A 12,441-nucleotide genomic window follows, 5' to 3' on the forward strand; every position below is an offset into this window, starting at 1 on the left:
GGGTTACGCGGTCGCGGTCCGGGTGGCGGGCCGATCGCTCGTGCGCGGTTTCCCGGGCGCTTCGAAGGTGTAGTCCTCGAGGTCGAAATGGGCTGCGCGCCAGGCGGCTTCGGGTGTGCTCATGGCGCGCAGCGGGACGTCGCCGTTCTTGTCGAAGTAGTAGGAGTTGGCCAGCGTGCAGCTCTCCTGCCAGAAGACCTGGGTGCCGCGGCGCGACAGCATCTCCTGGAAGTACCGCTCGTTGGCGGCGGCGGTGACCTCCACCCGGGTGGCGCCGCGGTGGCGGGCCTGCCGCAGCAGCCGCAGGATGTGGGTGGTCTGCATCTCGATGAGCGTGAAGTAGGAAGCGCCGTTGTAGCCGTAGGGCCCGATGATGGTGAAGAAGTTCGGGAACCCGGGCACGCTGACCCCTTCGTAGGCCTGCAGCCGATGGGTGTCCCACCAGTCCTCCAATCGCAGCCCGCCGCTGCCGTGCAGATCGAAGGTGGGCATATTGCCCGATTCCATGACCTTGAAGCCGGTGGCCATGATGAGCACGTCGACCTGGTGGTGGCGGCCGGTGGTGCGCAGGCCACTGGCGGTGATCTCGGTGATGGGATCGGTTTCGAGGGTGACGTTCTCGCGGTTGAAGGTCTTCAGATAGTCGTTGGAGAACGAGGGCCGTTTGCAGCCGAGCGCGTAATCGGGCGTGAGCTTCGCGCGAATCTCCGGGTCCCGCACCTGATCCCGCAGATGCGCCAGCCCGGTCCGCTCGCCGAGCTTCACGATCGGCAGCACCTTGTAGTAGTGCGCGGACAGCGGGAAGGTGAGTTCCACGAACGCCTGACTGATCCAGCGGGTGAGGAACTGGCCGCCGGGCAGCCGCATCAGGGCGCGGGCCACCGGCGGCATGGGGGCGTCGGGCCGGGGCAGACACCAGATCGGGGTGCGCTGGAAGACGACGAGTTCGGCGACCTGCGGCGCGATCTCGGGGATGATCTGGATGGCGGAGGCGCCCGTGCCGATGATGCCGACCCGTTTGCCCCGCAGATCGATGTCGTGGTCCCAGCGTGCGGTGTGCATGGTGACGCCCCGGAACCGTTCCGCCCCGGCGATATCGGGCAGTTTGGGCCGGGTCAGCACCCCGGTCGCGCCGATCAGGAAGCGGCAGGTCAGTTCGTCGCCGTCGCTGGTGGACAGCCGCCACAGGTGCAGCGTGTCGTCGAAGTCGGCGCGTTCGATGGTGGTGCCGAATCGGATGCGCGGCCGCAGCCCGTACTTCTGCACGCAGCGTTCGGCGTAGGCCTTCAGCTCCCGCCCGGGCGCGTATACCCGCGACCAGGAGCGCTGCTGCTCGAACGAGTACTGGTAGCTGAACGACGGAATGTCCACGGCGATACCGGGATAGGTGTTCCAGTGCCAGGTGCCGCCGGCCCCGTCCGCCTCGTCGATCATGACGAAGTCGTCGAATCCGGCCTTGCGCAGGGCGATCGCGGTCCCGATCCCGGAGAATCCGGCCCCCACGATGACGATCTGATGGTCCACGACGGTTCTTGTCACGATGCGTCCTCCGCGTAGATGATGCAGTCCACCCGATGCTCGACACCGTCCACGGTGCGTATCCCGAGCGGCGCGAGCCGGGCGATGGGCCAGCTGATCAACCGGCAGTTGGGCTGCCGCAGCGCCCGGTAGTAGCGGCCGTGCACCCGCACCGCCGCCCGCTGGTCCGGCGTCAATTGCCGCCGCACCCACGAATCCCCGACCTGTGCCCGCAGATTCGCCGCGGCGACCCGGCGCAATGTTTGCTGCCCACACCAGCGCAGCACGTCGAGCCCGAACCGCACCGGTGTGCCGGGCCCGGCCGCCGACCGCGAGGCCGCGCCGGCGGTGGGGGCGAACGGGTCGCCGGGGAGCGGTGGAGCGGAGCCGGCGGGGAGCGTCCCGAGTGCGTCGGCGGGCATCCGGTCCAGCACCAGCCGCAGGCCGGGCACCGGTGGCGTGGGCAGGATCCACACCGGATCATGCTGGAAGACGGTCACTCTGCGCGCCTGTGCGGCGACCGGCGGTACGACGGTGGCCAGTGCCGCCCCGCCGCCGATCACCGCGACGTGCAGGCGCTCCAGTTCGTACTGATCGCGCCAATGCGTGCAGTGGATCACCGGACCGGCGTAGGCGTCAGGGGCCCGGCCGCCCCGGATCGGCGCGCTCACTTCGCCACCGGCTCATAGGTCAGCGCCTCGGACCAGGACGGGGTGTGGCCGCGCAGCAGCCGGTCGGGGAGGAAGTCGATGGCCTTGTTCAACGCGTCGTTGATGCCCTGGATCGGCTGCAGCCGGTTGATGGTGGCCATCCCGTGCAGCCGGACCACGTGGTACAGCGGCAGGCGTTTGATGTCGGGGCCGCGTTCACCGGCTTTCTCGTAGCGCCGCACGGCGTTCCACAGCTTCTCCTCGTCCAGCCCCATCGCCATGATGTTGGTGGACATACGCGACAGCAGCGGCGTGTACAGCAGCGCCCCCATCAGCAGGGTCGGCCGCAGCGCGAACCCCGCCGTCTCGATGGCGATGCGCCGAAGGGGGCCCGCGCCGAGCTGTTCGAGCACCTGGAAGCCGACCGCCAGGTGCCGGGACTCGTCGCTGTTGATGTGCCGGAACACCTCCTGGCACAGGGGGTCTCGTACCTCGTCGAGCAGGAACTTCACCAGGGCGCCGTCGAGCGCGCATTCGAGTGAGGGGATCACGGTGCCGAGCACCGGCAGCGACAGGCCGTCGCCGTAGCGGTCCAGCCAGTCGATGACGAGCTGAATGTTCTTGTTGGGCACCGGCATCGATTCGCCGTCGAGCATGCCCCAGCGGCGCATCAGGGCCAGTTCGGCATTGGCGTGCTTCTGTTCCTCGGCGTGGAAGTGCCGGTAGATCTCCTTGAGCGGCCCGTCGGGGGCGTGCAGGGTGAGGGCGGCGAAGCCGCGGGCGCCCACGTGTTCGATCCACACCAGGTCGGCCATGAAGGTGGCCAGCGCCGGGCGTTGCTCGTCGGTGATGAGTTCGGCTCCCGGTGCGTCCCAGTCGATGTCGGCCAGGGCCCACTGCCGGTCCCGGACCACGCCGAGCATGTCGGAATACGCGAACGCCATTGTTCTGCTCCTCGCTGAATGGGGGCTATCGCACCAGCCGCTCCAGTAATCCGGCGGCGCGGGTGTAGGTTTCGGGCAGCAGTCGCTTGGACTGCCAGATCGCCTTGGCCTCGAGCTGCGGAACCACATACAGCCGGCCGTGGTCGACGGCGTCGAGGGTGGCGCGGGCGATGGCCGCGGGCGGGCGTCCGGTCCAGCGCAGCAGGCGGTCGCCCCACAGCTGCACGGTCTCGTCGCCGATCGAAACGCCTTCCAGGATATTGGTTCTCACCCCGGTGGGGCACAGTACGGTGACGGTGATGCCGGTGCCGGACAGTTCCGCGGCCAGCGTCTCCGACAGTGCCAGCACCCCGGCCTTGCTCACGTTGTAGGCGGCCATGCGCGGCGCGCTGCCGAAGGCGGCCGCGGAGGCGACGTTCACGATCGCGCCGTGCCCGGCCTCGCGCAGCCGCGGCGCGAAGACGTGGCAGCCGTGGATGACGCCCCACAGGTTGACGTCGATCACCTGATGCCATTCCGCGGGCGGGGTCTCGCCGATCACGGTGCCGCCGCGGCCGATGCCGGCGTTGTTGACGACCAGGTCGGGGCTCTTGCCGAACCATTCCTCGGCGGTGTTCGCGAGCGCGGTGACCTGGTCGAGGCTGCGCACGTCGCAGCCGGTGTCGAAGGCCTTGCCGCCGGTGTCGCCGATCAGCTCGGCGGTATGGCGGGCCCGTTCGGGATCGATGTCGGAGCAGACGATGCGGCCGCCCCGTTTGCCGAGTTCGACCGCGAAGGCGCGGCCGATGCCGCTGCCCGCGCCGGTCACCACCGCGTCCGCCTGCTGGGTGCGGCGGGATCCACCGAAGGGATTGATTCGCATGGGAACTCCCGGGAGCGTGCCATCCGGGCAGTCAAGTGGTGGCGTGTGCCACCACTGGCCGCACCTGCCACCAATTAGGCTCCGGATGCGCTATTTTGTCAACTATGGACGTGCCCGCGACGGCGACGACCGACCTGCCCGCAGCACCCGCGCCGACCCGGCGCGGCGGCACCTGGGGTGGCCGCACCCAGGAGCAGCGCCGCGCCGAACGCCGGGAGCGGCTGATCGCGGCCGCCCTGGACATCTGGCTCGAGCACGGCTGGGCCGCGGTGACCATGCGCGGCGTCTGCACCCGCGCCGGCCTGAACGACCGCTACTTCTACGAGCATTTCGTCGACCGCGACGACCTGCTCGGCGGGGTGTGGGACGACGTCGGTTTCCAAGTGCTGAGCGAACTCTCGGCCGTGGTCGCCGAGAATCTCGCCCACCCGGCCCTGGGCATCCTGCACCTGGCCATCGCCCGCGCGGTCGAGCTGCAGTCGGACGGCCCCGCCCGCATCCTGTTCGGCGATCACGCCGGCAGCCGGATCCTGGAGCAGCGCCGCACCGCCCTGCTCACCGAGGCCACCGACCTGCTGATCGCCACCGCCCGCCCCTACCTGCGCCCGGGTGTCGACGAATCCGACCTGCGGATGGGGGTGCTGATGAGCATCGGCGGCTTCATCGAACTGCTGACCGCCTGGCGAGCCGGCATCATCACCGCCGATGCCGCGCGCATCGTCGACCACGTCAGCCATGCGGCCGATCTGCTCGGCGCCGAATACCTGGCGCTGCCGGGCTGACCGCTATTTGACGGCCCACACCATCGATTCCGGACCGGCCAGGTGCTCGGTCTGCGGGTGCTGGAATCCGGCGTCGGTGAGCCAGCCGTGCAGGTCGGCGGCGGTGTAGTCGAAGCCGCCGGGGGTTTCGATGAGCATGTTGAGGCTCATCAGCAGACCGGGCAGGTTGGTGCGGCGGTCGTCGTCGATGAGGGATTCGTAGACCAGGATCGCGCCGCCCTCGGGCAGGGCGCGGTGCGCCTTCTCGAGCAGCATGCGCTTGGTGGAGAGGTCCCAGTCGTGCAGGACGTGCCCGAAGACCAGGACGTCGGCCTCGGGCAGCTCGCCGTCGAAGAAGTCGCCCGCCTGGAAGGCGCTTCGATCCGCCACGGGCGCAATGTATTCGGTGAAGCCGGGTTCGGCCGCGGCCAGGTCGTAGCCGATGCCGTGCAGGTGCGGATTGGTCTCCAGGACCGTGCGCAGCAGGGCACCCTGCGCGGTCCCGATGTCGGCGACGGTCTTCCAGCGCTGCCACGGGAAGACCTCGGCGATGACGTGCGCGCTGGGTAGCGACAGCCCGGTCATGGCGCGCTGGAAGTCGTTGAGCCGCTGCGGATCCCGGTACAGGGTGGTGAAGAGGTCGCCGCCGTCGCGGGCCTCGTTCTGCGGCTGCCCGGTGCGCAGGCCGTCGGTGAGGTGGCTCCAGAAGGGATACAGCCGGGCGGCCGCCATCTCCAGGAAGCCGCCGATGTACTCACTGCCGGTGCTGTCCAGATAGGTCGCGGTGTCGGCGGTGTTGGCGTATCGATCGTCGGTGCGCCGCAGCATCTCCATGGCGACGAGGGCGTCGAGGAAGTCACGGGCGGACCGCGGGTGCAGGCCCAGTTCGCGCTGGAGCTGCTCGGCGGTCAGCTGACGATGCCCGAGCACAGTGAACACCCCGAGTTCGACAGCACTGAGCAGGGTCCGGGACTCCCAGAAACCCATTCCGATCCGCAGGATCCGCTCCATGGCGACTCACGATAGCCAGCACGGCGCTCCGGCACGGCCGGACCCGGCAAATTCGGAGCACGCCCGGGGGCGACGTGCGCGGATGGTCAGAGCACGTCGATGCCGTAGACCCGTTCGGCGTTGCGGCGGAACACCTGCTCGATGGCCTTGTCGTCGGCCCCGTGCCCGGCCAGCGCGGTGGCCACCGCCTCCGCGGCATTGGGAATGCTCGTAATCGGCTTGTCCACGGGGAAATTCGAGCCCCAGATCAGCCGGTCCGCGCCGAAGACGTCCAGCGCGTGCTCCAGCATCGGCGAAATCCGTTCCAGCAGTACCGGAACCGGTGTCGGCTCGCCGCGCTTGGGCACGGGGTGCCCGAGGATCGGCATCATCAGCCCGCTCACCTTCGACACCACATTCGGGTGCGCGGCCACCGCGGCGAGATCGTCGCGCCAGCGCACGAACAGTTCCCGGCGCTGGCCCGGATTCCGGCCGGTGTCCCGTCCGACCGGCCCGAAAATGCCTGCGGGTGTGGCGAGATGGTTGAGCACGATGGTGGTGTCCGGATACCGCTCCGCGAGCGCCGCCACCTCGGGCAGCTGGCCCGAATACACCCAGGCCTCGAACGCGAGCCCGCGGTCGGCCAGTGCGCCGAAGCCGTTCAGGAAGGCGGCGGAGGTGAGCTTGCCCGGCGTCTTACAGGTCTTCCGCACATCGGGGTCCGGGTGGTACTCGACGCGAGAGCGAATGCCCCGGAACCGGGGCGACGCGGCCTGATGCGCGTCGAGCAGTTCCGCGAACTCGGGCGCGGTGGGATCGGCCGCGCCCATGATCGCGCCCAGCGCGGGGGTGTCCACGCCGAACGGCAGGCTGGCCACCCAGCGGGTCTCGTCGGCGGGCGCGAGCGGTCCCTTGCCGACCCATTCCACCTCGATGTGCACGATCGCCTCGACCGGCAGGTCCCCGGCGTCGGACCGATAGTCGCGCGGCAGGTAGGGGTGCATGACGGGCGTGGGGTCCCCGGCGAATTCGCGATCCCGCTTCGGCGCGAGCCGCTTGGCCAGGTCGATCGGCACCGGCACATACCGGAACAGCTTCGCCAGCCCGCTGAACTCGCGTGGCGTGGTCATCGGATCCCACTGGTGAATGTGCGCGTCCACCACTGTCATGCCCGCAAGCTCCATGAGCTGCCTTCCATCCGGGGTTCGCCTGCCCGAATTGTTCCACGATCACCCGCCGCGGGGTCCGTCAATTCGGTCATGCCACATCTCGGTGTGGCTTCCCCAATACACAGTTGTGCCGCGCCCGGCGAGGTGGACGCGGCACAGACCGATCGAGGACGGCTAGGCGGACATCAGGGCAGGACCTGCGGGATGGCATTGGGGTCCAGGATGCCGACCAGCGCGCCGATGCCGCCGCCGATCAGGGCGCCGAGCGCGGAGCCGCCCAGCGCGCCGGGGATGGATCCGACCACCGAGCCGAGCGCCGCGCCGCCCGCGCTGCCGGTGAGAGCGCCGGCCGCCGCGCCGTTCAGCGCCGGGTCGGGGAACTGGGCGCCGGGGTTGGTGGCCACCGGCTCGAGCGGGACTCCGGCGGTGGACTCGGCCGAGGCCGTGCCCGCGAACAGGGTCGCGGCGGCGACCAGGGGAAGTGCCGCGGCGAGCAGCCCGGCGGTGGTTCTCTTGATGGAATGACGCGTCATGGGGGTTCCTGTCTTCCGATCGGACGAACAATTTCAGGTATAGCCGAGAAATTGCTGCCGATCGGAAATTGACGCGCACCTGAAAATCGAACGGAGACAGAACAATAGCGTTTCGCTATCTCAATAACTGATATAGCAAAACGCTATTGACAGTTCTGGTCAGACATTCCGTCGATACTGGCCGCCCACGGTGAAAAACGTGTCCGTGACCTGCTGAAGAGTGCAGACGCGGGCCGCGTCCATCAACGCCTCGAAGGCATTGTCGTCACTCGCCGCGGCCGCCGCCAGCCGGGCCAGCGCTTCCGGCGCCTCGTCGCGATGCCGTTCGGTGAATTCGCGGACTCGTTGCAGCTGGGACTGCTTTTCCGCTTCGGTACCGCGCGCCAATTCCAGCGCCCGGTGCTCTTCCTCCTGCGGATTGCGGAAGGTGTTGACGCCGATCAGCGGCAGGCTGCCGTCGTGCTTGCGGCGTTCGTAGAGCATCGACTCGTCCTGGATCCGGCCGCGCTGATACCCGGTCTCCATCGCGCCCAGCACGCCGCCGCGTTCGCTGATCCGCTCGAACTCCCGCAGCACCGCCTCCTCCACCAGATCGGTGAGCTCGTCGATGACGAAGCTGCCCTGCAGCGGATTCTCGTTCATCGCCAGGCCCCACTCCCGGTTGATGATGAGCTGGATGGCCAGGGCGCGGCGCACCGACTCCTCGGTGGGCGTGGTGACCGCTTCGTCGTAGGCGTTGGTGTGCAGGCTGTTGCAGTTGTCGTAGATCGCCGTCAGCGCCTGCAGGGTGGTGCGAATGTCGTTGAAGCTCATCTCCTGCGCGTGCAACGACCGCCCGGAGGTCTGCACGTGGTACTTGAGCTTCTGCGACCGCTCGCCGGCCCCGTACTTGTCGCGCATGGCGATCGCCCAGATCCGGCGCGCCACCCGGCCGATCACCGAATACTCGGCGTCCATGCCGTTGGAGAAGAAGAACGACAGGTTGGGCGCGAAATCGTCGATGTCCATGCCGCGCGCCAGATACGCCTCCACATAGGTGAAGCCGTTGGCGAGGGTGAAGGCCAGCTGGCTGATCGGGTTCGCCCCGGCCTCGGCGATGTGATAGCCGGAGATCGACACCGAGTAGAAGTTGCGAACGCCGTTGCGCACGAACCACTCCTGGATGTCGGCCATCATCCGCAGGCTGAACTCGGTGGAGAAGATGCAGGTGTTCTGGCCCTGATCCTCCTTGAGAATGTCGGCCTGCACGGTGCCCCGCACCGTGGCCAGGGTGCGGGCGCGCAGGTCCGCGGCCTCCGCGTCGGTGGGCTCGCGGCCCTGCTCGGCCGAGAACTGCTCCCGCGCTTGATCGATGGCGGCATTGAGGTAGTAGGCCAGGATGGTCGGCGCGGGACCGTTGATGGTCATCGACACCGACGTGCCGGGCGCGTCCAGATCGAATCCCGCGTAGAGCGCCTTCATATCGTCCAGCGTGGCGATGGAGACCCCGGAGGTGCCGACCTTCCCGTAGATGTCGGGCCGTTCGGCCGGATCGTGCCCGTACAGCGTCACCGAGTCGAAGGCGGTCGACAGCCGTTTGGCCTCGGCGTGTTCCGACAGCACCCGGAACCGCCGATTGGTGCGGAAGGCATCGCCCTCACCGGCGAACATGCGCGCCGGATCCTCGTTGTCCCGCTTGAACGGGAACACCCCGGCCGTGAACGGGAATCGCCCCGGCAGATGCTCCGACCGCAGGAACCGCAGCAGCTCACCGTGATCGGTGAACCGGGGCAGCGCCACCCGGGGAATCGAACTGCCGGACAGGGTTTCCCGGCGCAGGGCCGTGCGCAGTTCCCGATCGCGGACCCGCACCACCTGCTCCTCGCCGCGGTAGGACTCCGCCACGGCGGGCCATTCCGCCAGCAGGGCGGCGTTCTCCGGGGCGAGCGCCCGCTCGGCGTCGGCGAGCAGGGCGGCCACCTCCGTCCGTCCGGCGGGTGCCGCTGGGGGATCGAGTTCCGCGAGTACCTGTTCCAGACGCTGCACCCGCTGAGCGGCGGCGATCTGCCGCTCGGTGTCCGCGTGATAATCCCGGACCGTCTCGGCGATCTCGGCCAGGTAGCGCACCCGCGCCGGCGGAATGATCTGCGCGAACCGGGTGGACGCCCGGGTCTCGACACGGGGTAGCACACCTTCCTGCAACGGCAGACCCCGCTCGGCCAGCAGTCCGCTCAGATGCTGGTAGAGCGCCGTCACCCCGTCATCGTTGAAAGTGGCCGCGCTGGTGCCGAATACCGGCATGTCCTCGGGCATGGCGTGGAAGTCCTCGCGATTGCGCACCAGCTGCCGCGACACGTCGCGGAGCGCGTCCTCGCCACCCCGTCGCTCGAACTTGTTGATGGCCACCACATCCGCGTAATCGAGCATGTCGATCTTCTCGAGCTGGGAGGCCGCGCCGAACTCCGGCGTCATCACATAGAGCGACACGTCCACGTGCTCGGCGATGGCCGCGTCGCCCTGCCCGATACCGGGGGTCTCCAGCACGACCAGATCGAATCCCGCCGCCTTGCAGGCGATCACCATGGCGTCGATATTGTTCGGCAGCTCGCGCTCGCCCCGGGTGGCCAGGGAGCGGAAGTAGACGCGCTCCCCGTCGAGGGCGTTCATCCGGATCCGGTCGCCGAGCAGCGCACCGCCGCCGCGCCGCCGGGTCGGGTCCACCGCCAGGATCGCGACCCGCAGCTTGTCCTGCTGATCGGTGCGCAGGCGTCGCACGAGTTCGTCTGTGAGCGAGGACTTTCCGGATCCGCCGGTCCCGGTGATGCCGAGCACCGGCACCTGCCGTGTGGCCGCCGCACCCGTCAACGCCGCGAGATCGCCCTCCGGCAGCGTCCCCTGCTGCAGGCAGGTGAGCGTGCGTGCCAGCGCCGCCCGATCCCCGCTCAGCACCGCCTCCACCGCCGCGGGCGTCCGCGAAAGATCCACGTCGCACGCCGAGATCAGCCGATTGATCATCCCTGGCAGTCCGAGCCGCTGCCCGTCCTCGGGCGAGAAGATGGTCACCCCCGACGCCGCCAGCCGCTCGATCTCCTCGGGAATGATCACCCCGCCGCCCCCGCCGAAGATCTGCACGTGCCCGGCCCCGGCCTCCTTCAACGCCTGCGCCAGGTACTCGAAGTACTCGATGTGCCCGCCCTGGTACGAGCTGACCGCCACCCCCTGCACGTCCTCGGTGACGGCCGCGTCCACGACTTCCTGGACAGCGCGGTTATGCCCTAGATGAATCACCTCGGCCCCCTGCGCCTGGAGGATTCTTCGCATGATGTTGATGGCCGCGTCATGGCCATCGAACAGTGCGGCTGCGGTCACGAACCGCACTGGATGAACCGGGACATGCAGATCGGGCATGCGGTTGCTCCAAGTCTCGGAGGCGCTCTGGTGCTGTGAATTATCCCACAACCAATACTTGGATGTCCAACTATAGGATCGCCACATACCGCGCAAATGGCGCGCAAGCTTCGAGACAGGACTGGCATGGTTCGCGAACTGACTCACTTCATCGACGGCAAGCACGTAGAGGGAACTTCCGGCAAGTTCGGGGATGTCTTCAACCCGAGCACCGGCGAGGTCCAGGCGCGGGTCCCGCTGGCGAGCAAGAGTGAGGTCGAGGCGGTCATCGCCAACGCGGCCGCCGCGCAGCCCGGCTGGGCCGCCACCAACCCGCAGAAGCGGGCCCGCGTGCTGATGAAGTTCCTGACCCTGGTGCAGGACGAGATGGACTCGCTGGCCGCGCTGCTGTCCAGCGAGCACGGCAAGACCATTCCCGACGCCAAGGGCGACATCCAGCGCGGCCTCGAGGTCATCGAATTCGCCTGCGGCATCCCGCATCTGCTCAAGGGTGAGTACACCGAGAGCGCCGGCACCGGCATCGACGTGTACTCCATGCGGCAGCCGCTGGGCGTGGTCGCGGGCATCACCCCCTTCAACTTCCCGGCCATGATCCCGCTGTGGAAGGCCGGCCCGGCGCTGGCCTGCGGTAATGCCTTCGTGCTCAAGCCCTCCGAGCGCGACCCCTCGGTGCCGCTGCGACTGGCCGAACTGTTCCTCGAGGCCGGCGGCCCCGCGGGCATCTTCAACGTCGTCAACGGCGACAAGGAAGCCGTGGACACGCTGCTGCACGACGAGCGGATCAAGGCCGTCGGCTTCGTCGGCTCCACCCCGATCGCGCAGTACATCTACGAGACCGCCTCCGCCAACGGCAAGCGGGCCCAGTGCTTCGGCGGCGCCAAGAACCACGCCATCGTGATGCCCGACGCCGACCTCGACGACGTGGCCGACCAGCTGATCGGCGCGGGCTACGGCTCGGCGGGCGAGCGCTGCATGGCCATCTCGGTCGCGGTCCCGGTCGGTGAGGAGACCGCGGATCGGCTGCGCGCCAAGCTCGTCGAGCGCATCGGCAAGCTGAACGTCGGCCTCTCCGACGACCCGGGCGCCGACTTCGGGCCGCTGGTCGGCCGCGACGGCGTCGACCGCGTGAACAGCTACGTGCAGATCGGCGTCGACGAGGGCGCCGAGCTCGTCATCGACGGCCGCGGCCTGGTGGTCGAGGGCGGCGAGGACGGATTCTTCGCCGGCGCTTCGCTGTTCGACCGCGTCACCCCCGAGATGCGGATCTACAAGGAAGAGATCTTCGGCCCGGTGCTGGCGCTGGTGCGCGCCAAGGACTACGAAGAGGCGCTGCGCCTGCCCAACGAGCACGAATACGGCAACGGCGTCGCCATCTTCACCCGCGACGGCGACACCGCCCGCGACTTCGCGGCCCGCGTGCAGGTCGGCATGGTCGGCATCAACGTCCCGATCCCGGTGCCGATCGCGTACCACACCTTCGGCGGCTGGAAGCGGTCCGGTTTCGGCGACCTCAACCAGCACGGCCCGGACTCGATCCGCTTCTACACCAAGACCAAGACGGTGACGCAGCGCTGGCCCGCGGGGCAGAAGGAGTCCAACGCCTTCGTCATCCCGACCATGGACTGAC

9 protein-coding genes and 1 pseudogene are annotated in these 12,441 nt (G+C 68.7%); 2 read left to right on the forward strand and 8 right to left on the reverse strand.

Annotated elements, in window-relative coordinates:
• Positions 1–3: 3 nt before the first annotated feature.
• The 4 genes and pseudogenes from ACYVKL_RS24310 to ACYVKL_RS24325 form a co-directional block, all read right to left on the reverse strand.
• Positions 4–1,542: a flavin-containing monooxygenase gene (locus ACYVKL_RS24310; protein ID WP_379173959.1), complete on the reverse strand. Its 1,539-nt coding sequence runs from the start codon at positions 1,540–1,542 to the stop codon at positions 4–6.
• A gap of 8 nt (positions 1,543–1,550) precedes the next feature.
• A pseudogene (locus ACYVKL_RS24315) lies at positions 1,551–1,769 on the reverse strand (4-hydroxyacetophenone monooxygenase); the annotation flags it as partial.
• Positions 1,770–2,185: 416 nt separating this feature from the next.
• The gene (locus ACYVKL_RS24320; protein WP_379173914.1) at positions 2,186–3,112 is read right to left on the reverse strand and encodes a ferritin-like domain-containing protein; all 927 of its coding nucleotides are present in this window, start codon (positions 3,110–3,112) and stop codon (positions 2,186–2,188) included.
• A gap of 25 nt (positions 3,113–3,137) precedes the next feature.
• Positions 3,138–3,974 carry an SDR family NAD(P)-dependent oxidoreductase gene (locus ACYVKL_RS24325; protein WP_379173912.1) on the reverse strand — a complete coding sequence of 279 codons (837 nt, stop codon included), beginning with the start codon at positions 3,972–3,974 and terminating at the stop codon, positions 3,138–3,140.
• Between the two features lie 104 nt (positions 3,975–4,078).
• Between ACYVKL_RS24325 and ACYVKL_RS24330 the strand changes: the two genes are divergently transcribed.
• Positions 4,079–4,756: a TetR/AcrR family transcriptional regulator gene (locus ACYVKL_RS24330; protein ID WP_379173911.1), complete on the forward strand. Its 678-nt coding sequence runs from the start codon at positions 4,079–4,081 to the stop codon at positions 4,754–4,756.
• 3 nt (positions 4,757–4,759) lie between these two features.
• Here ACYVKL_RS24330 and ACYVKL_RS24335 read toward each other — a convergent pair whose 3' ends face one another.
• The 4 genes from ACYVKL_RS24335 to icmF all read right to left on the reverse strand — a co-directional run bounded on the left by ACYVKL_RS24335 (position 4,760) and on the right by icmF (position 10,814).
• Entirely contained in the window at positions 4,760–5,746 is a 987-nt protein-coding gene (locus ACYVKL_RS24335) for a methyltransferase (RefSeq protein WP_379173909.1), read from the reverse strand.
• A gap of 86 nt (positions 5,747–5,832) precedes the next feature.
• A complete protein-coding gene (locus ACYVKL_RS24340) occupies positions 5,833–6,894 on the reverse strand; it encodes an amidohydrolase family protein (protein WP_379173908.1) in 1,062 nt (353 codons plus the stop codon).
• A gap of 185 nt (positions 6,895–7,079) precedes the next feature.
• Complete coding sequence (locus ACYVKL_RS24345) at positions 7,080–7,427, reverse strand: hypothetical protein (protein ID WP_379173907.1); 348 nt, start codon at positions 7,425–7,427, stop codon at positions 7,080–7,082.
• A 159-nt stretch (positions 7,428–7,586) separates the two neighbouring features.
• Entirely contained in the window at positions 7,587–10,814 is a 3,228-nt protein-coding gene (icmF, locus tag ACYVKL_RS24350; RefSeq protein ID WP_379173906.1) for a fused isobutyryl-CoA mutase/GTPase IcmF, read from the reverse strand.
• Between the two features lie 126 nt (positions 10,815–10,940).
• Between icmF and ACYVKL_RS24355 the strand changes: the two genes are divergently transcribed.
• Positions 10,941–12,440: a CoA-acylating methylmalonate-semialdehyde dehydrogenase gene (locus ACYVKL_RS24355; RefSeq protein WP_213557772.1), complete on the forward strand. Its 1,500-nt coding sequence runs from the start codon at positions 10,941–10,943 to the stop codon at positions 12,438–12,440.
• Position 12,441 lies beyond the last annotated feature (1 nt).

The organism is Nocardia tengchongensis (assembly GCF_054781395.1).

Bases quoted from the DNA above. Each gene is read 5' to 3' on its own strand.
- ACYVKL_RS24320 (WP_379173914.1), bottom strand. From the start codon at position 3,112: ATGGCGTTCGCGTATTCCGACATGCTCGGCGTGGTCCGGGACCGGCAG.
- ACYVKL_RS24325 (WP_379173912.1), bottom strand. From the start codon at position 3,974: ATGCGAATCAATCCCTTCGGTGGATCCCGCCGCACCCAGCAGGCGGAC.
- ACYVKL_RS24330 (WP_379173911.1), top strand. From the start codon at position 4,079: ATGGACGTGCCCGCGACGGCGACGACCGACCTGCCCGCAGCACCCGCG.
- ACYVKL_RS24335 (WP_379173909.1), bottom strand. From the start codon at position 5,746: ATGGAGCGGATCCTGCGGATCGGAATGGGTTTCTGGGAGTCCCGGACC.
- ACYVKL_RS24340 (WP_379173908.1), bottom strand. From the start codon at position 6,894: ATGACAGTGGTGGACGCGCACATTCACCAGTGGGATCCGATGACCACG.
- ACYVKL_RS24345 (WP_379173907.1), bottom strand. From the start codon at position 7,427: ATGACGCGTCATTCCATCAAGAGAACCACCGCCGGGCTGCTCGCCGCG.
- icmF (WP_379173906.1), bottom strand. From the start codon at position 10,814: ATGCCCGATCTGCATGTCCCGGTTCATCCAGTGCGGTTCGTGACCGCA.
- ACYVKL_RS24355 (WP_213557772.1), top strand. From the start codon at position 10,941: ATGGTTCGCGAACTGACTCACTTCATCGACGGCAAGCACGTAGAGGGA.